This is a genomic window from Spirosoma aureum, from assembly GCF_011604685.1.
GTDB classification, from domain to species: domain Bacteria; phylum Bacteroidota; class Bacteroidia; order Cytophagales; family Spirosomataceae; genus Spirosoma; species Spirosoma aureum.
On record NZ_CP050063.1, the window covers coordinates 4,952,456 to 4,972,009 of the forward strand.

The 19,554-nt window shown below is 48.9% G+C and carries 16 protein-coding genes; 12 read left to right on the forward strand and 4 right to left on the reverse strand.

Annotated elements, in window-relative coordinates; translation table 11 throughout:
* Nucleotides 1-35 precede the first annotated feature (35 nt).
* Nucleotides 36-1,019, forward strand: coding sequence for a helix-turn-helix domain-containing protein (locus G8759_RS19605; protein WP_167211158.1), 984 nt, complete (start codon nt 36-38; stop codon nt 1,017-1,019).
* A 45-nt stretch (nt 1,020-1,064) separates the two neighbouring features.
* On the opposite strand, the gene G8759_RS19610 is transcribed toward G8759_RS19605, so the two are convergent.
* A complete protein-coding gene (locus G8759_RS19610; RefSeq protein WP_167211161.1) occupies nt 1,065-3,230 on the reverse strand; it encodes a glycoside hydrolase family 20 zincin-like fold domain-containing protein in 2,166 nt (721 codons plus the stop codon).
* Nucleotides 3,231-3,523: 293 nt separating this feature from the next.
* Here G8759_RS19610 and G8759_RS19615 point away from each other — a divergent pair, with 293 nt between their 5' ends.
* The 5 genes from G8759_RS19615 to G8759_RS19635 all read left to right on the forward strand — a co-directional run bounded on the left by G8759_RS19615 (nt 3,524) and on the right by G8759_RS19635 (nt 8,886).
* Nucleotides 3,524-3,889 (forward strand): VOC family protein, encoded by a 366-nt coding sequence (locus tag G8759_RS19615; protein ID WP_167211164.1) that lies wholly within the window; start codon nt 3,524-3,526, stop codon nt 3,887-3,889.
* A 138-nt stretch (nt 3,890-4,027) separates the two neighbouring features.
* Nucleotides 4,028-5,395, forward strand: a complete 1,368-nt coding sequence (locus G8759_RS19620) for a Gfo/Idh/MocA family protein (RefSeq protein ID WP_167211167.1) — start codon at nt 4,028-4,030, stop codon at nt 5,393-5,395.
* A gap of 109 nt (nt 5,396-5,504) precedes the next feature.
* Entirely contained in the window at nt 5,505-6,836 is a 1,332-nt protein-coding gene (locus tag G8759_RS19625; protein ID WP_167211170.1) for a sugar MFS transporter, read from the forward strand.
* Nucleotides 6,836-8,011, forward strand: coding sequence for an N-acetylglucosamine-6-phosphate deacetylase (nagA, locus tag G8759_RS19630; RefSeq protein WP_167211173.1), 1,176 nt, complete (start codon nt 6,836-6,838; stop codon nt 8,009-8,011). The genes G8759_RS19625 and nagA overlap by 1 nt, the downstream gene beginning before the upstream one ends.
* Nucleotides 8,012-8,091: 80 nt before the next feature.
* Nucleotides 8,092-8,886 (forward strand): glucosamine-6-phosphate deaminase, encoded by a 795-nt coding sequence (locus G8759_RS19635; protein ID WP_167211176.1) that lies wholly within the window; start codon nt 8,092-8,094, stop codon nt 8,884-8,886.
* A 40-nt stretch (nt 8,887-8,926) separates the two neighbouring features.
* Here G8759_RS19635 and G8759_RS19640 read toward each other — a convergent pair whose 3' ends face one another.
* A complete protein-coding gene (locus G8759_RS19640; protein WP_167211179.1) occupies nt 8,927-10,006 on the reverse strand; it encodes a hypothetical protein in 1,080 nt (359 codons plus the stop codon).
* Between the two features lie 324 nt (nt 10,007-10,330).
* On the opposite strand from G8759_RS19640, the gene G8759_RS19645 reads away from it, so the two are divergent.
* From G8759_RS19645 to G8759_RS19665, 5 genes are all read left to right on the forward strand, one after another.
* Complete coding sequence (locus G8759_RS19645) at nt 10,331-11,392, forward strand: Atu2307/SP_0267 family LLM class monooxygenase (protein WP_167211182.1); 1,062 nt, start codon at nt 10,331-10,333, stop codon at nt 11,390-11,392.
* Nucleotides 11,393-11,976: 584 nt separating this feature from the next.
* The gene (locus G8759_RS19650) at nt 11,977-12,762 is read left to right on the forward strand and encodes a 2Fe-2S iron-sulfur cluster-binding protein (RefSeq protein ID WP_167211185.1); all 786 of its coding nucleotides are present in this window, start codon (nt 11,977-11,979) and stop codon (nt 12,760-12,762) included.
* A 20-nt stretch (nt 12,763-12,782) separates the two neighbouring features.
* Nucleotides 12,783-13,790 carry an FAD binding domain-containing protein gene (locus G8759_RS19655; protein WP_167211188.1) on the forward strand — a complete coding sequence of 336 codons (1,008 nt, stop codon included), beginning with the start codon at nt 12,783-12,785 and terminating at the stop codon, nt 13,788-13,790.
* Nucleotides 13,791-13,811: 21 nt separating this feature from the next.
* Nucleotides 13,812-15,932 carry a xanthine dehydrogenase family protein molybdopterin-binding subunit gene (locus G8759_RS19660; protein ID WP_167211191.1) on the forward strand — a complete coding sequence of 707 codons (2,121 nt, stop codon included), beginning with the start codon at nt 13,812-13,814 and terminating at the stop codon, nt 15,930-15,932.
* A gap of 395 nt (nt 15,933-16,327) precedes the next feature.
* Nucleotides 16,328-17,647, forward strand: a complete 1,320-nt coding sequence (locus G8759_RS19665; RefSeq protein WP_167211194.1) for a Gfo/Idh/MocA family protein — start codon at nt 16,328-16,330, stop codon at nt 17,645-17,647.
* Nucleotides 17,648-17,741: 94 nt separating this feature from the next.
* Here the strand turns inward: G8759_RS19665 and G8759_RS19670 are convergent, their stop codons facing one another.
* Nucleotides 17,742-18,131, reverse strand: coding sequence for a DUF5991 domain-containing protein (locus tag G8759_RS19670; protein ID WP_167211197.1), 390 nt, complete (start codon nt 18,129-18,131; stop codon nt 17,742-17,744).
* Between the two features lie 293 nt (nt 18,132-18,424).
* Nucleotides 18,425-18,868 (reverse strand): NUDIX domain-containing protein, encoded by a 444-nt coding sequence (locus tag G8759_RS19675; protein ID WP_197933032.1) that lies wholly within the window; start codon nt 18,866-18,868, stop codon nt 18,425-18,427.
* Between the two features lie 102 nt (nt 18,869-18,970).
* On the opposite strand from G8759_RS19675, the gene G8759_RS19680 reads away from it, so the two are divergent.
* On the forward strand, nt 18,971-19,537 hold the full coding sequence (locus G8759_RS19680; protein ID WP_167211200.1) for a Crp/Fnr family transcriptional regulator: 567 nt from the start codon (nt 18,971-18,973) through the stop codon (nt 19,535-19,537).
* Nucleotides 19,538-19,554: the final 17 nt, after the last annotated feature.

The window sequence follows — 19,554 nt, forward strand, 5'->3', positions numbered from 1 at the left end:
ATATTTAAAGGAGTAAAACTTATACATGAGAAAGTATGTCTTTTATCGTTCAAAACGGTGACGATAGCCGTGTTCAGTACAGCAATCAACTGGAAGCAAATAACTTTGGCATCAGCGATTTAAGGGGAGAATGGCTTCACCAATCCTTTCCGATGGGTGATTTAAAAATGAAGCAATGGCTATTCGACGGAATCAGGTTCGGTTACAGCGAATGTCTTTTTAAAAATCCGGTGTCGTTCGACTGGCGTGGCGATATGGATGTGGTAACCCTCTATTTTAACCTGAAAGGCCGGGTGTCAATGGGAAATAAGCAAAACAGGATTGATCTTGGCACGAACCAGCAGAACATGTTTTACGATACAGAAGCCGCTGGCACGATGAGAGCGGAAGAACTCAGACTGAAATCCTTTATGGTCCAATTCACGAAGGATGCTTTTATCAGGATCGCCAGCGGTGGCAATGATACACTCCGGCATTTTGCCGATCAGGTCGCGGCAGGAAAACCGGCAACGTTATCCGGAAGTAATTTATACATTGATGCCTCTATCCAGAACTGCATCAATGCGATCCTGAGCTGTTCCTTTTCCGATTCCCTGAAACGTCTGTTTTTTATGTCAAAAGCGATGGAACTGCTGGTCTTACAGGCAGAGGCTCACAATCGGATGCTACTTCCCCAATCGGTTTATGCCAAAACAGAGTATGACAGGGAGCGGATCATTTTTGCCCGCGACTACATGCTGGCGCATCTGGAAATGCCACCCAGCATCACCGAACTCGCTCAGTTGGCAGGTCTTAATGAATTTAAGTTAAAAAAGGGGTACAAGGAATTGTTCGGCACCACGATTTTCGGTCATCTGGCCGAAGCACGCCTTGAACTGGCCCAACATGCGCTTCAACAGAAGGAAAAGTCAATTACCCAGATTGCCATTGAGTTAGGCTACTGCTCGGTACAACATTTCAGCCGGGCGTTTAAAACCAAATACGGTATTGCCCCCAAGCAGGCCCAGATCAATTACTAGCTTGTTTATATTGGGCATTCGTTGCGGTCAGGCTGGTTCTGTACATCACTTGGTCACAACATACTGCGCTCGTTTCGCGATGTCAACATCCTGAGCAACGACTGGTCGTAGTTTTTCCCAATGGAAACGCAGCTTGTCATTTTGTGCCCATGTACTGCCTTTTTGCTCGCTCAAATGAACCAATGGCATCTCGTTATACAGGGGACTTGTGATCGAAACGACCTCATCCCAATAGCGCAGGGCTGCCTCAAGATGTTTTACAGCCTCCTGCTTAGTCGATTCAACACCCATAGTTCTGTATGTTTGTAAAGCAACGGCTCCTTTCAGTTTTTCGGCCAGATGCAAACCCAGATTAGCCCATACCCGAACATCAGCCACTTCATACTGGAGCGAACGATTCGCCGATGTGTTTATCGATTGCACAAGTTGCAGTGATTTCTGACAATCCCGTACCAGCATCTGAGCCAAAATCGGGGGCGTAATCTTCGTCTTATCAAATGACTTACCCGACAATGTTGCTTTCACAAACTCACTTACCGAGACATAATCCGGATCAAGAACGGCCTGTGTAATTTGCTGATCGACTGAAATATAGGACACGTTCTTGTTCGCATCATGGGCCATCATCCCTTCACTATACAGCGAAAAATCCCAGGTAAAATCAAAGGCCGATGCCAGCCGCAACGGTGTCGACGACGCCGAAGCATAAGCGTCGAGCAACGGAGCGGCTACGGTACCATACCGACGAACGAATTCAGCCCTGAAAACCGCATCGGGCGTTGCCGGATTGTACAGTAACCGGCCCCAAAGTTTATAAAACAGCCATTGCCGTTCAAATGCATACTTCCAATCGACTGGCCCACCTGGTTTGGTGAAATAGTCTTTGGCCGGAATGTACGTTTCGGAACCCAGAAAATAGCCGCCCACATACGACTGATTATTGGTGGCAATGTGTGCCCGAACAAAATCGGGTACTCCCCAGCGCAGGCAAAAGAAATCTTCATTCCGCACCGTCCAGGTGATTTTATATGCCGTTGGATCTGGCTTGAAATAGGTATCGTATAACTTTCCACCGTGCACTTTTACCAGCTTCGGCGTCGAGTGGGCATGCGACCAGTTGTATTTTAAGTCAGCCCAGATCGGGCCTTCAATAAAGGCTAGTGATCCCTCCTGCTCGATGGACTTTCGCGTCAGCTTTTCGGTTTCAATACTGGTTACGCCCAGGGAACCGGTCGTACTGGAAAATGGAATCCGGTGAATAAGCTTTGTTTTTCGATTTGCCAGCCGCATCCCGTCAAGGATCGTCGCTTTCATCCAGTTTTCACGTTGCTGGGGAGTCATCCCACCCATGCCCTCGCCTAGCGTCAGCCCAAAACCGGTCAGTTCCGGATACTCCTGAAGTACCTGGGTAACGCACTCCCGCGTGTACCGCCTGACGACCTCAGATGTATCGCCATTGACAAAGTGAAGATGTTCCAGATTGTTGAGTGCCGGATTGGGATTATAGGCTTTCGAAAATTCGGGGCTAGTAAAAATATTAAAGGGAACCAGATAGGTATCGATCGCCCGTTCATTCGCCATCCGGAAGATAGCCCGGAACAACGATTGCCATTCCTTCATTTGCTGATCATTGAAGGGTGTTGCAGCCGGAAAATTGGCTGGCCTGATCATAAATGGATAAGGGTGCAGATTCCATAAACTCAGCGCATTAAAGCGATTCGCAGCCATCATATCCAGAAACCCCTTCCAATAAGTCGTGTCCCGGCAGGTCTCATAGTGCAGGTCGAGCGCGTAGCTATGCCGATACGTATCCCAGGGCAGATCAAACTTAATGGCCCTTAAGGCCAGGTGCGGCTTTTCACTACGGGCTTTAATTTGCGAAAGAGAAACGCCATTGTTAAGCTCCTCGACCACCGTAAGGCTCCCATAGATAAGCCCCCGTGGATCACCTCCGGTAATGGTCAGGTTTTTGTCATGCCAGGCAATGGCGTATGCTTCGTTTCCCAGTTTTTGGGCATCGATCGCCAGATGAATGGTATAGTCGGTCATGTTCTGGTCAAGCTTATATCGGCGCTCCAGAAGTGCTTTTTTCAACATACCGGCTGCATAGTGTGTCTGTGCGGATTGATCAGTCTGATATATAGCTACCTGTTGCGAAAATCCAGACGGAATGATGCCAACAAGGCAAATTAGGAGAAGTAGTCTCATCATGGCAATGGAAGGTTTGTGTCGGGAACTTACTGGCCGCAAAGCAGACCAGTCTACTATTTTCCCCTTTTGAATGGTTAACACAGCCTATAATTCCAAATGCAGGTTAGTCTGGGTATATACTTGGGAATTGAAAAATAAATAACCCGAATGAGGCAATTTTTCGGAATTGTGAAAATCGAAACTTCTATTTTGAGCCAGTAAATCTTGCTTATTTGTTCTTTACCAAAGGAACTGGTTAATCGAGTATCCTGCAAAAAGCACATACCAGTAATTCGTTGTAATAACTGTCAATCATGATTCAGTTCAAACGGTTAGACCATATCCTTATCTCGATTCCGGAGGGCAAAACGGCCCAGGCGCGAACTTTTTATAGCCAGGTGCTGGGACTGCGCGAAATCCCCGGTGAGCATCCGAAGGGTGCAATATGGTTCCAAATTGCTGATATTGAGTTGCACTTGCGGGAAGAAGAAGTGGGTCCTTATTCGTCCCGGCATCCAGCCTTTGAAGTGATCGACCTTGAGTCAGCTCGACAGGAATTCATGCAGAACGATGTTACACTTGAGTACTCATCGGAGATCGATGGGCGTCAGCGTTTTTTCATTCGCGACCCTTTTGGCAACCGGATGGAGTTTTTACAGTACGATTCTAGCCAAAAGTAGATTGATAGCCAAGTCGCGTCGGGGTGGTCTAATACATCCTGGATTGGAAATAGTATGACACGGCGGTCTGTTCCTTTTAATACATGTCTAATGGATTTGCCAGTGGATTTTTAAGAGAGTATCTCCTACCCCGTTGTCATGAAAACCGTTGAGAATAGTCCAGTATCAAACACCCGGCGCGATTTTGTCAAAAAGGCATTTATCGGTACAGCTGCCCTGTCGGTAGGTGGAATCTTACCAGGATTCAGTGCCCAAAGTTACGGTCGGATTCTGGGAGCCAATGAAAAAGTACGCGTCGGTGTTATGGGCGTCAATAGCCGTGGGCTGGCCCTGTCGAGCAATTTCGCCTTACAACCCAACTGCGAAGTGGCAACGATCTGTGATGTTGACGCCAGAGCGGCCGAAAAAGCCATTACAACCGTCACCGGCATTCAGACAGCGAAGCCTAAAAATCAGCCCGACTTCCGAAAAGCCCTCGAAGACAAGGACATGGACGCGCTGGTGATTGCGGCACCCGACCATTGGCACGCTCCCGCTGCCATTCTGGCCTCGAAAGCGGGTAAACATGTGTACCTGGAAAAACCATGCAGCCATAATCCGCATGAGGGCGAATTGCTGGTCGCCGTAGTTGCGAAGTACAAAAACGTGATCCAGATGGGAAACCAACGGCGATCATGGCCCAATGTGAAGCAAGCTATCGAGGATATTAAACGGGGGGCAATTGGTCGACCTTATTTTGCTAAAGGCTGGTATACCAACAACCGGGCAACGATTGGCATTGGTAAAGAAGAAGCCGCGCCTTCCTGGCTGAATTATGACTTATGGCAGGGACCGGCACCCCGTCGAGCCTATAAAAATAACGTTATTCACTACAACTGGCACTGGTTCTGGCATTGGGGAACGGGCGAAGCGCTCAATAACGGAACACATATGCTCGATCTGATGCGCTGGGGACTCGATGTCGAATTCCCGAATAAGGTTACGTCGCTGGGTGGGCGCTATCGGTACAAAGACGACTGGGAAGCGCCTGACACGCAGGTCATAAACCTGACCTTCAACAACAACACGGCCATGACCTGGGAAGGCAGAAGCTGCAATGGCCGAACCGTTGAAGGAAGCGACGTAGGCGTGACATTTTATGGCGAAACGGGCTCTTTACAATACGGGGGTGGCAACGCCTATAAAATCTTTGACCTCGATAACAAACTGGTCAAAGATGTAAAGAATGATTTACCCATCGATCCCCGCAACCGAATGAATCCGTCGCAGGCACTCGATGCCACCCACCTTCAAAACTTTGTCGAAGCCATCCAGAAAGGAACGCCACTGGCTTCGGGCATTGTGGGTGGCCACCAGAGCACCTTGCTTTGCCAGTTGGGGAACATTGCGCTGCGCTCAGGCAATGCGCTCGACATCGATCCGTCGAACGGTCATATTCTGAACAACAAAGCTGCGGCAAAATTCTGGCAGCGTGATTATGAAAAAGGCTGGGAACCAACGGCTTAATAGCCACATTAATAGTGTTTGCAATTCGCTTATTGCTTACAATTGTGAACGCTTTCCGAAATGAATCCCCGCATGATAATCCCAGCAATTTATTAAATACCGGCCACGAATGAGTGCACTAGCAATTGATGTCAGTAGCCTGAGCAAGCGGGAAACCACGATTTCAATTTTTCTGATTGGGCTGATGTTTTTCATCTTCGGCTTCATTTCGTGGGTTAACTCCATCCTGATCCCCTATTTCAAAATAGCCTGCGAACTAACCAGCTTTCAGGCTTATCTGGTCGCGTTTGCATTTTACATCGCCTACTTTATCATGTCTGTTCCGGCGTCTTACCTGTTAAAAGCCGTTGGATTCAAGAAAGGAATGATGATTGGCTTTTGGGCAATGTCTCTGGGCGCATTCATTTTTATTCCGGCTGCCATGACCCGAACCTACGCCGTTTTCCTGATGGGGCTTTTCACCATCGGCATCGGCCTGGCCATTCTGCAAACGGCTACCAACCCATACATTACCATTCTGGGTCCGATAGAACGGGCAGCCCAACGAATCAGTATCATGGGTATATGCAACAAAGCGGCCGGCATCCTGTCGCCCCTTGTGTTCGCGGCCGTAATCCTACGTCCGACCGATACGGATCTATTTGCCCAATTGAGCACGATGAGCCCGACTCAGCGGGGGGCGGCCCTCGACGAACTGGTCCGTCGGGTCATTCCACCCTATGCCGTGTTGGGTACGTTTCTGTTTGCGCTGGGTTATCTGGTGTATCGGTCGCCACTGCCCGAAATCAATACCGAACACGAAAGTGCCGATGTAGCCACAGCCAATGCGGGAAAAACGAGTATCCTCCAGTTTCCGCATCTGATTCTGGGAGCAGTGGCCATTTTCCTGCACGTTGGTACGCAGGTGATCGCCATCGACACCATTATCGGCTATGCCAACTCAATGGGAATCGATTTACTAAAAGCGAAGGCATTTCCATCCTATACGCTGTTCTGTACCATCTGTGGGTATATTATCGGTATCATTTGTATTCCACGATTTGTCAGTCAGGTGAATGCCTTACGGACCTGCACATTGCTTGGAACTGCCTTCACGCTGCTTATCATTTTCACCAGCGGAACCGTTTCGTTTCTCGGATACACCGCCGATATCTCCATCTGGTTTGTGGTGCTATTAGGGTTAGCAAACTCGATTGTCTGGGCCGGGCTCTGGCCGCTGGCGCTGGATGGGCTGGGGCGTTTCACGAAAATTGGTGCCTCTATCTTGATTATGGGCTTGTGCGGGAATGCCATTATGCCCCTTTTTTACGGTTATTTAGCGGATGTATACACGGTGCGACTTGCTTACTGGGTGCTTTTCCCCTGTTACTTGTATCTGGTTTATTATGCCGTGTATGGGCATACGGTAAAACGATGGTCGTTGATGAATAGCAGATTGTGATGCGGCAAAAAATAAGTAACGGCACGATTTTGACACCCTACCGAACGATCCGGAATGGAACGTTGGTCATTGATGGAAGTCAAATTCTGGGTATCCACGATGGGCCGGTCGATGTGCCCGACGCCGTCGATATCGATGCACAAAACCAGTTTGTGGCACCTGGTTTTATCGACATTCATGTACACGGTGGAGGTGGCTTTGATTTCATGGACGGCACCGAAGAAGCCTTCCTGAAAATCGCTGAACTTCACGCCCGATATGGCACAACGGCGCTTGTTCCAACTACATTGACGGCTGAGCGCGATGATCTGTTGCAAACGCTGGATGTCTATGAGCGGGCAAACCGAAGCAATACCCGTGGAGCCACTTTTCTGGGTATTCACCTGGAAGGACCGTATTTCGCGCTCAATCAGCGGGGCGCTCAGGACCCGCGTTACATCCGAAATCCCGACCCGGACGAATACGAACAGATTCTGAATCACTCGTCGTCAATTGTCCGCTGGAGTGCAGCACCTGAATTGGAAGGTGCTATTCCTTTTGGGCAACGACTACACCAAAAAGGCATTATAGCCGCAATAGCTCACACCGATGCGCTCTACGATGATGTTGTAACTGCCTGCGAAAACGGCTACTCGCTGGTAACCCATCTGTATTCAGCGATGTCGGGGGTTACCCGCCGGAATGCGTTTCGCTATGCGGGTGTGATCGAGAGTGCTTTTTTGCTCGATCTCGACGTTGAAATCATTGGGGATGGCATTCACCTGCCTCCCCCATTGCTCAAGCTCGTCTATAAAATTAAAGGGGCAGACCGAACCGCATTGATCACCGATGCGATGCGGGCAGCCGGTATGCCCGAAGGCGAAAGCACCTTAGGCTCGTTAAAAAATGGCTTAAAGGTGATTGTGGAAGATGGCGTTGCCAAACTTCCCGACCGAACATCGTTTGCGGGCAGCGTGGCAACGACCAATCAACTCGTCCGGAATATGGTAAAACTGGCCGATGTATCGTTAACAGAAGCAGTTCGAATGGCCAGCACGACACCCGCCCGCATTATGGGCATCGATCATAAAAAGGGGTCGCTCGCCAAAGGCAAAGACGCCGATATTGTCCTTTTTGATGAGCATTTCACCATTGGCCTGACAATGATTCAGGGGAATATTGTGTACGAAAAATAGTTTTCAGTAGGGAATCGATTGGCTTATCAAAACCAACTCCATGCAGACCGTTTAGATATTGACTAATAAAAATTGTTTTGATGAACGAATTCACCGTAGACCAGCTCAAGGTTAACCTGTTCGACAATCGCCGTAGCCTTGGCGAAAATGCAGCCAGACTGGCCGCTGCCAGAATCAGTTCGTTACTGCATACGCAGCCTGTTATCAATATTGTATTTGCAGCCGCACCTTCGCAAAATGAATTTCTGGAGGCTCTGGCAAAGCAGCCAAATATCGCATGGGAACGTATCAATGCGTTCCATATGGATGAGTACATCGGCCTGCCCGACAACGCCCCGCAACGGTTTGGGAATTACCTTAAGAATCAGCTATTCGATAAAGTACCTATAGGCGTTATTTACTATATTGATGGCAACAACGATCCCGACGAGGAGTGTAATCGATACGCATCGTTGCTAACTGATTATCCTACTGACATTGTCTGCCTGGGTATTGGTGAAAACTGTCATATTGCTTTCAATGACCCCCATGTTGCTGATTTTGACGACCCTGTTCTCGTCAAAAAAGTAGGACTGGACCTGACAAGCCGCTGGCAACAGGTCCACGACGGCTGTTTTTCGACGCTTGAGGAAGTGCCGGAATACGCCCTGACACTTACCATTCCGGCTCTGTTTAAAGCCACTGCTTTGTTTTGTATGGTGCCAGCCATCCATAAAGCCGAAGCCATTCATCATACACTGGTCGATCCCATTTCGGAACAGTACCCTTCGACTATATTGCGACGGCATTCCAACGCTATGCTGTTTATTGATCAGGACAGCTCCGGTAAATTGACGCTCGATACGGGTGCGGGCAGTAAGGAATCTGTATTGTGATCACCTTGGCTAATTACACGCAGAGGAGACTTCCGGTAAGCTATTTTTTGTGTTTTCTCAGCCAATCATTCACTACGCCCGTTATCGTAAAACGGACATCTTTGAACCGTTCGGGGGGCGTGGTGTCCAGGGCTTGCTTCAGACCGAGTACGTTTGGATAAAAATCGACGCCCTGATTCTGAAACTGATCGTCAATAGCAGTCAGTAGCCGCTCTATTCCATACGAATCAAAGCTCCAGTGTTGTAGGTTGTTACTGTCTTTAATGTCGGCTTTTATGGATGCCGATAGCCAGGTAATGCTCTGGTTCAGCGGCTTGACAAAGTGTTCCGGGTGCTCCACCCGATTGCTATCCAGGAAATAATACACTTCCCGATAGGATCGTTTATCGCTCAACAGCGCCAGTAGTTCAGCTTCCCATTCCGGATGCGCTTTGATTTTCGCAAGGGCCGCATTCCGGGTATCTTCGGGCTGATAACGAGTTGAATAACTTAAAAGGTTGATGATCGGATCTTCAGGTTTCTGGCTCGCAATATAGGTTAAGCCCTCCTTGTGCCACCGGTCCTCCTGCTCGATTCGGCTGGCCATTTCTGCTTGTGCCGTCTTTGCCGAATCGCGTAAATAGCCAATTAGTAGCCCTCCGCTATAGATTGCTCCTATTCCCAGGACAACCCAGAATATGATTTTAAACACATTGATCGAAACAGTCGCTTGCCAGCCGGCATTAAGAGATAGAAAGCACACGATCAGCCACAACAAGGGTATCCAAACCTGACCATGACGTACGGCTAGCCAATGTAAAAACTGGGGATACATGGTGTTATCGTGCCATTCCCATTTAAAAAGTGCGCAAAAGAAAGTAGTTAAGGCCATAAACAGCCAAATCAGGAATACAAGAACAGTGTTCTTGCCTCCCCCGCCCAAAAACCAGCTAAATCCGCCATTTGAGTTAATAATAATCGTTAGTATCAGGCTGCTTATGGTAAAACCTATCCCCAGAAAAAACAGGGCCAGACCGTAGCCCATTGCATTATCGCCAGAAAGTGAAGGTTTCGATGCAGTAAGCAGAGACAAGCCAATGTAGAAAAAGAAGGTAATGAAAATAAAAATGTATCCAAACATCTGTGTATCGTTTCAAAAGGTATTGACCGTTTTCGGGCTTTGAGGAAGCAATCGTACGCAAAAGTGAACAGAGAACTGCAGGACAATAAACTATTTATTATTGAAGCGTATGACTGGGTCGATGAATGGCTTGTAGATCTGTTTGAATCGCCAAACCAACCCTGATTGGATAATCAGGGAAACTTAGCCTACCCGATTTTCCGTTCGTAGTCAAACGGTGCAACCAGCTGATTTAAGTCAGAAAATGGGGTAATGTTAACATCATTTGTCGGAAGCACCAGCTCTGAATGAATTCGAACGATCAAAATATTAAACGATATAACAATGGAATTAGGCATCAGTAGCTTTGGCGAGATTAGCCCCGATGGCGTAGCTGGTAAAGCGATCAATGCACACCAGCGGATGCAGCAACTGCTGGAAGAAATAAAACTCGCTGATGAAGTCGGGCTTGACGTATTTGCGCTGGGCGAACACCATCGGCCCGATTTTGTGATATCGGCTCCCGAAGTGATTCTGGCAGCCGCAGCTACCATTACTAAAAACATTCGGTTGTCAAGCTCCGTTACGGTTCTGAGTTCAGCCGATCCGGTTCGGGTATTTCAGAATTTTGCGTCACTGGATCTTATCTCCAATGGGCGGGCAGAGATCATGGCCGGTCGTGGTTCATTTATCGAGTCCTTTCCGTTGTTTGGTTACGACTTACAGGATTATGACGAGCTTTTTACCGAAAAGCTGGATCTATTGGTCAACATTAACCGGCAGGAGTTGGTTAGCTGGCACGGTAAACACAGGGCTGCTATTGACAATCTGGGCGTTTATCCACGGCCTTATCAGTCTGCCCTACCGATCTGGCTGGCCGTTGGCGGTACACCGGCTTCAGCCGTGCGGGCGGGCCGAATGAACCTTCCTATGACCCTCGCTATGCTGGGCGGCACGCCCGATCGGTTTGTTCCCTTAATTAACCTGTTCAGGCAATCGGCCAAAGACGCCGGGCATGATGTAAAGCAATTACCACTAGGCATCAATTCTCACTTTTATGCAGCCGATCAGTCGCAACAGGCTGCTGATGAGTTGTATCCGCCCTATCAGCTCATGATGAACCGGATTGGCAAGGAACGCGGCTGGCCTCCTCTGGGACGGGAGCAGTTTGAGTATATGCGTCAATATGGACCACTTACAGTAGGCAGCCCACAGCAGATCATCGACAAGATCCTGCACTTCCATGAGCTGTTCCAGAATACGCGTTACCTGGCCCAACTGATTGGTGGACAACAATTTCCCCATAAAAAAACGCTGCACGCCATCGAATTATTCGGCACCAAAATAGCACCGGTTATCCGGAAAGAGCTGGCAACAAAAAAAGAGACTATTAATCAGGAAGACTGATTCATCGCTAAAAGTAACAGGGAGTATGAACGTGGGGATCTAAATCGGCATCCGTCTGGAACCTAACCTAAACGTTTGCGAATGTCGGCTCTTGCAGATCGTATAATTGACTTACACATGTTTCTTCTTACCCAATCGCTTAAACAAGGGATTGATGTATCCAGTCAACAATGAGCTAAAGGCCAGCATGTAACTATCGGTTTTTCGCCAAACGAAATATAGACAGCTTCTCTTTTTGACCTTACTGGCTTACCTTCACTTGAACCGTGACTGAGTCAGTAAGGTAGTTAATGAATTGTTGGTTTCTTAAAACCGACTCAGCCAGAATGGTTTACCCTGGATTAAACACTTGCCCTCCCGTCAATACCTTCCAACTGGTGTCAGACTGGTTAGCTACTTTATCAACTTGATTAAGCACTCACCAATACATGATCAACTGGAACAATTGGCGCGTTCATTCATGGCACATACGTTCGTATAACAATCTCTCCGCTGGACGGTTATTTTATTGATCCTGCCGTCAAACAATAACCTCCCTAAATCTAATCTGGTCAATCAAAAACCGGGACTTTCCCAAAAGCTGCATGCAGGAAGGCAACGAAACCCCTCAACTGACTGAGGACGAAAAGAAGCTGTTTGAAGATCTGATGCCAGAGGATCTTAACGAAATTCTGGATACTGGCGTGAACAGGCGCCACTTTTTAAAGCTGTTGACACTCGCTGGCGGGGGTATACTGGCAGCACAATCAGCTACGGCAGAGCAGGTGCTAACCCGATCGCTCAGTCTTCCGTTTGACAATCCCTCACCAGCAACTATAGAAAATGGGGTTACCGTTTCGCTCAGGGTCAATGGAGCAGCCCGAAAACTACTGGTCGATTCCAGAATGACGCTACTGGATACCCTGCGCGAAAGGCTGGAACTGACTGGTTCTAAAAAAGGCTGTGACCACGGTCAATGCGGAGCCTGCACCGTAATGGTGGACGGTCGACGCGTCTTGTCCTGTCTGACTCTGGCCGCAACCTGCGAGGGGAAAAGCGTTAAAACGATCGAAGGACTGGCCCAAGGCAATGAACTGCATCCCATGCAGGCTGCTTTTCTTAAACACGATGGGTTCCAGTGTGGCTTCTGTACACCCGGCCAGATCTGCTCGGCAGTGGCTTTGATGGACGAAGCTAAGAATGGAGATGCGAGTTATGTAACCGACAATATTCGCCAAAAATCAGGACCGGTCCAGTTGTCGAACGAGGAGATTCGAGAGCGAATGTCGGGGAATTTGTGCCGCTGCGGTGCTTACCCAAACATTGTGGCTGCCATTCAGGAAGTACACAGCGGAAAACCCGTAGAACAGACCTGGCAGTTTGTCGGCTAACCCATTCCAACCTGTATCTCATGAGACCTTTTAGCTATACATACGCCAAAGACATCGCATCGGCCGTAAAACAATTGACGGCTAATCGTGGCGCAAAGTTTCTGGCTGGCGGCACCAATCTGCTGGACCTGATGAAGGAGGATGTGGAACGACCTGATCAACTGATAGATATCAGCCGTCTACCACTAACCCAGATCAGGGCCATTTCAACCGGAGCAAATCAGGGAGGCATTTCGATCGGCGGACTTGGCAGGAATACAGACGCAGCCAATCATCCGCTGATTCGCCAAAACTATCCGCTTCTTAGCCAGGCTATTCTGGCTGGCGCATCCGGTCAGATCCGGAATATGGCGACCAATGGCGGCAACCTGATGCAACGAACCCGATGCCCCTATTTTTATGACGTGGCCATGCCCTGCAACAAACGCGAGCCGGGAACGGGCTGTGGGGCGCTGGAAGGCATTAACCGAATGCATGCGATCTTTGGCTGGTCGGATAAATGTGTTGCGGTCTATCCGTCCGATATGGCTGTCGCGCTGGCCGCGCTGGACTCTGTCGTCGTTGTCAGCAATACAGCCGGACAGGAGCGTAGAATTCCATTGGCCGATTTTCATCGGTTGCCGGGTGATTCGCCGGAAAAAGAGACGAATCTAAGTCATGGCGAATTGATTACGTCCATTGAGCTGCCTAAAAATAAGTTTGCCGACCAATCTTATTACCTGAAAGTTCGTGACCGTGCTTCGTATGCATTTGCGCTGATCTCGGTAGCTGCCGCTCTTGAAATGGATGGTAACCGAATCATTCGGGCCAGTCTGGCCATGGGCGGTGTGGCGCACAAACCCTGGCGGGCGTTGAAAGCAGAACAGTTGCTCGCCGGAAAAGAAGCGACCGAAGCGAATTTCAGGGCAGCGGCCGCAGCAGAGATGTCGGATGCCAGACCATTGGCGCACAATAAATTTAAAGTTGAACTGGGCAGCCGGAGCCTGGCGCTCGCGCTCCAACTGGCCAGAAATGGGAACAAGTCCTGATGTGTATACGCCCTTAATGCCATGCAAGAAAAAAATAAGCTAACCGGAACACCTGTCAGCCGTATCGACGGAATTTTGAAGGTGACTGGCAAAGCGGATTATTCCACAGACCACCCGGTTAAGAATGTCGCTTATGCGGTTCTGTTCAAAAGTACAATTGCGGCAGGAACGATCGTAGACATCGACACCTCCTCTGCTGAAAAATCACCGGGTGTTCTGGCGGTGATCACCCACAAAAATGCGCCTAAACTCAATGTAAAAGGAGGCCTTCGCGGGGGTGCGCTGCTGCAAAGTCCCGTTATTGAATTTCACGGCCAGCACATAGGGCTGGTCGTTGCCGAAACGTTTGAACAGGCTCGGTATGCCTCCCGTCTGATCAGGGTAGACTATGAAAAGGCTGCGGCTAAGGTTGATTTTAGCAAACTGGCGAACCAGGCAGTACCCCCCAAAGACCCTGCGGAAGAAAAGCGGGGTGACGCGAAAGCAGCAATGAGTACAGCCGCCTACACGATTGAGGAAGTGTATGCAACACCAATCGAGCACCATCACCCACTGGAACCCCATGCCACCATTGCCGAATGGAATGGAGACCATGTGACACTATACAATAGCTCGCAAATCGTAAACGGGGCGCAAAACGCAGCGGCAGCCACGCTTAATCTCAAGCCGGAAAACGTCAGGATCGTCTCCCCCTATATCGGAGGTGGTTTTGGCTCCAAAGGGGGTCAGTGGGCCAATCTGGTGCTGGCGGCTGTGGCGGCTAAAGCGGTTAACCGCCCCGTAAAACTGGCACTGGCCCGCCAGCAAATGGTCAATTCGGTCGGGCTTCGGCAACGAAATTATCAGAAAGTAAGTCTGGCGGCTACTAAAGACGGAAAACTGATCGCATTGGCCCATGAAATTACGACCCATTGTGCCATACAAACTGAATTTGTGGAACCTTGTGGCGACTGCTCGAAGATCATGTACGATGTGCCTAACGCACTCATTAGCTACCGGGTTGTGCCGATGCATATGATCCTGCCAACCTATACCCGTGGCCCCGGAAAATCGACGGGAAGCTTTGCCCTCGAATCGGCCATGGATGAGCTGGCATACAAGCTAAAAATGGACCCGATCGAATTTCGGATTAAGAACGAACCCACGCGTGATCCGTCCAATGGCAAACCGTGGTCTTCGCGGAAGACAGTTCAATGTTTACAGGAAGGTGCCCAAGCGTTCGGCTGGGAAAAGCGCAAGCCAGAGCCTCGCCAGAATCAGCAGGGTAATTACCTGATCGGTTATGGTGTTGCCTGTGGCACCTATCCGGCCCATCAGCGACCGAGTTCAGCCCTGGTGAAGCTGAAGCGGGAGGGCAGCGATGTTCGGGCGACCATTGAACTGGCCGCTGCGGATCTGGGAACGGGCACTTACACCATTCTGGCCCAAACGGCAGCCGATGTATTGGGCATGCCACTTTCCAAAATAACCGTTACGATTGGCGATTCGAATCTGCCCCCGGCTGCCGGTGCGGTGGGGTCGGTCGGTGCGACCAGTTATGCTAATTCGGTCAATGATGCCTGCCAAAAACTAATGGATGAACTGGTAGCTAAATCGGGTAAGCAATATTTTGTCCGACCAAGTGCTACTCAGTTAATGATTTCGGAAAATATAAGTGCTTATCAGGCCCGCGTAGATTCCAAAGCGCTGGAAAGTGCGGAAGCTTACTCATCCCATAGTTTCAATGCGAATTTTGCCGAGGTCCGGGTAAATATGTCTACCGGCATGGTTCGTGTTTCCCGTTTCCTGGCCGTAACGGGGGCAGGCAAGATTCTGAACCCCAAAACCGCCCGGTCGCAGATCATCGGTGGCAACGTCTGGGGCATTGGTATGGCACTGACTGAAGAGTCGGTAGTCGACCCGCGCTGGGGCAATTTTGTTACCCGCTCATTTGCTGATTATCACATTCCATCCAACCTGGATATTGGCAGCATGGAAGCTATTTTTATCCGTGAAGAAGATACGCTCGCCAATAAATTAGGGGTTAAAGGAATTGGCGAAGTAGGCATTGTTGGCGTAGCTGCTGCTGTTGCCAACGCCGTTTTCAATGCTACAGGCAAACGGGTCCGTGAATTGCCTATAACTCCGGATAAGCTTTTGTGAGTCTACTGGTCTTTCCAGAAAAGCCATGCTTGATTTCCCAATTGTTAGCATGGCTTTTTGTAGCTGCTATTTATTAGGTTTATCGCACAGAGGCCATAGCCGTGCCACGGTTTTGAACCGTGGCACGGCTATGGCCTCTGTGCGATAAACCTGTTTCCCATGCTTTCCTTTTGGGTTCCAGCGAGGCTGTAATGCGCTCTGCGAGTGAGTTTGTTATAACTCCCGACTACGCCACGATCACCCATCCAATTGGCTGGTACAATTATTTTTAGCGGGAAAACCCATTAGGAATGTATATAAACCTGACTTTCTTTTTCTATAAAGTAGAGATTCAGGAAAACACACTCTGATCGTGAACTAACTATTTTGTCAATAACCCTTAATTCAGATTTATAATGCAAGAGGAACAGTCAATTAATCGGCGGGATTTCATCGCAAAAACAGCTACGGCAGTGGCTGGTTTCATGATTGTCCCCCGTTTTGTGCTGGGCGGGAAACGAGCCGACGGCTCGAAATACATAGCACCCAGTGACGTCATTTCACTAGGTTTTATCGGCACAGGCAAGCAGGGACGGGGCTTGACATCGTCCTTTCTCAGTACGAACGAAGCCCGGATTGTGGCAATTAGCGAGGTGTATAAAGCCAAGGCTCAATTGACTCTCGATCGAATAAAAGCGCATTACGAAAAAAATACGCAACTCGGTGCTTACTCAGATATTCCCGTTCATACTGATTTCAGGGAACTCCTGGCTCGCAAAGACGTTGACGCGGTTGTGATTGCCGCACCCGATCATTGGCACGCGGCTATGGCCGTTCGTGCCGCTGAGGCCGGTAAAGATATCTACTGTGAAAAACCACTGGCGCTAACTGTCAAAGAAGGCCGCGCCATGGTGAATGCCGCCCGCAAATACAACCGGGTGTTTCAGACTGGAAGTATGCAGCGGTCATGGCCTGAATTCCGGCAAACGGCCGAACTGGTCCGCAATGGTTATATCGGTGAGGTCAAGAGCATTAAAGTTAACGTCGGTCCTCCTCCAACTCCCTACAATCTGCCCGCAGAGCCGATTCCTGATGGGTTGGACTGGAGCAAGTGGCTTGGCCCTAATACGCCGGTTCCTTTTAATTCGGAATTAGCGCCACCAACCTCAAAAGACGTATTTCCCAACTGGCGCAACTACAAAGAGTTTGGCGGTGGCATGGTAACCGACTGGGGTGCGCACATGTTCGATATTGTGCAGTGGGCTCTGGATATGGACAACAGCGGTCCGGTCGAAGTAATTGCACCCGATGGTAAAGAGCACCCCTTTCTGACGTATCACTACGATAATGGGATTGTGATGACCCATGAAAAATGGGATTGGAGCAACGCCATTCTCTTTACGGGAACAGAGGGTGAACTACGGGTGCAACGTCGGAAACTAGAAACGACGCCGGCCTCACTGGCCACGAAGGTTATTGGCGAGACCGAAAAACACGTGTACCATAGCGACAATCATTACAAAGACTTTTTGGACGCCATGCGGAAACGGAGCAAGCCCATTTGTGATGTGGAAATAGGTCACCGCACGGCATCGGTTTGTAATATTGGCAATATTGCCTACCAGTTAAAACGGCCCCTGCAATGGAACCCGAAGAAGGAAATATTTAAAAATGATGCAGAAGCAAATGCGTTGCTCGGACGCCCGATGCTCAATGAATGGGCGATTAAGATTTAAATGAACGATTTTAGTCCTGCCAACGCAAACCGAAATCTTGACTTGCTTTGGCAGGACTAAACAGCTCAAAAAGTGAAAAATTAGTTTTTTAAGACTATTTCTTACGCATTACCAGCTTTCCATCGAACACTTGCTGCCATTGCCAAATGACCTTGCCCTTCTCTCGCTTCAATATGAGTAAGGGGTCATTAATCTTCACTCGGTCTTTGGCATAAAAAGCCCCCTCTTTGGTTGATCTGTAATACACCTTTAATAAACCGGAGGTGCCTGTTGCCCAGCACTCCAGTCGGTAGAATGTTTGAATTCCCTCGGCGCGAAGCTCACATAGATTCATGCCCCGGTATTGATCGGCTACCTGTAAAGAGTAGGTAACGCCATCGGGATGTTCACCCGTCCAGGTTCCAAGCCAGCTATCGGTTTGTCGGAAACTAACCAGTGGCAACCCAATCAAAACCAAACAGACAATTGGCACTAATTTACGCATATGTGATTTAGGTTTTTTGTGCATGTAGCATGCAGCCAAAGGTAAAGGCAACTAAAGAGATTCAGCGATCCATACATGCAACGTATTGTGTCGGGCAATTGGGCGAATGAGCTTATTCTGGATCGATAGCCCAAAGCGACTGGAATGTACTCGTAACTCAGGCTGACGAAGAAGGTTTTAAACGTATGTATTTTCGATCATAAAATCTTTATTGAGGCTAAACTCACACTGTTCATTCAGCCTCAATAAATGGGATTTCACCATTCAATTTAGTACGTCCAATAGCTACATTTCTAACGCGTAAACGCACTCGGGCTGGCAGTTAATGCATCATCGAGCCAGAACGGATGAAGCCTGGCTAGTTCATCCGGAAGGGCATCTACCCCAAAGAGCCGTAATGCCTGCGTTTCTTCATTGGCAAACCCTTCGTTAAGTTCACTCAGCAACTCTCCTTTAAAATAAGTCGTTACATACTGAACAATGCGGTTGGGGTAAGTATAAGTCTGCGATGCGGGCTCAGAATAGACGCCGATTAACCGATCGATGCGAACCTGTACATCTGTTTCCTCGCTGATTTCCCGATAGATCGCCTGTTCAACCGTTTCGCCAAATTCGACATGACCGCCCAGCAATCCCCATTGATTGACATCCCGTCTTTTTTGTAATAGAATCCTGCCCTGGTTATCGAAGATGATGGCGGCTACAGCGGGCAAAATGAGTTGCAGAGGTTTTTCCACGTGTGATAGGCGTCTAAAATCCAGCCAGGTAAATGTAGCTGTTAAAACCAATTCATTTTGCTTTATTTGGCAAAACGATGTACGACTTCAACCTGTACTAAAATGGTGAATCCATTTGTAAAGGCACTTACTCACTTTAGTTCACTCTCCGAAGACAGTCAGCTAGCACTGGCTAAGGCTTCTCTTCGACTGGAACTTGACAAGGGGCATATTCTGATTCGGCAGGATTCGGTTAGTGAATACATCTATTTCATAGAGCGGGGCCTGACCAGAACGTACTATTACAAAGATGGCAAAGATATTACCGACTGGCTAAGTGCAGAAGGTCAGTTTGCGGGTTCTATGGCCAGTTTTATCACCCGACAGCCCGATCGGCGCATTGTTCAGTTGCTGGAGCCCTCCGTCCTGTGGGCCATTTCGAATTCGGCCCTCGAGCATTTGTACCGAAGTTATCACGACATAGAGCGGCTGGGCCGACTGCTGGTCAGCCACGGGCTGGTGCTTATGCAGAAACGATTTGATGATTTACATTTCGCTACGGCCTTAGAACGTTATCAGCAATTGATGGCCAACACACCGGCACTTCTTCAACGAGTTCCTTTAGGTATGATCGCTTCCTATCTTGGCGTAACCCAGGAAACACTAAGCCGGATTCGGGCTCAGTTCTAATTTTTGATAATTGTCAA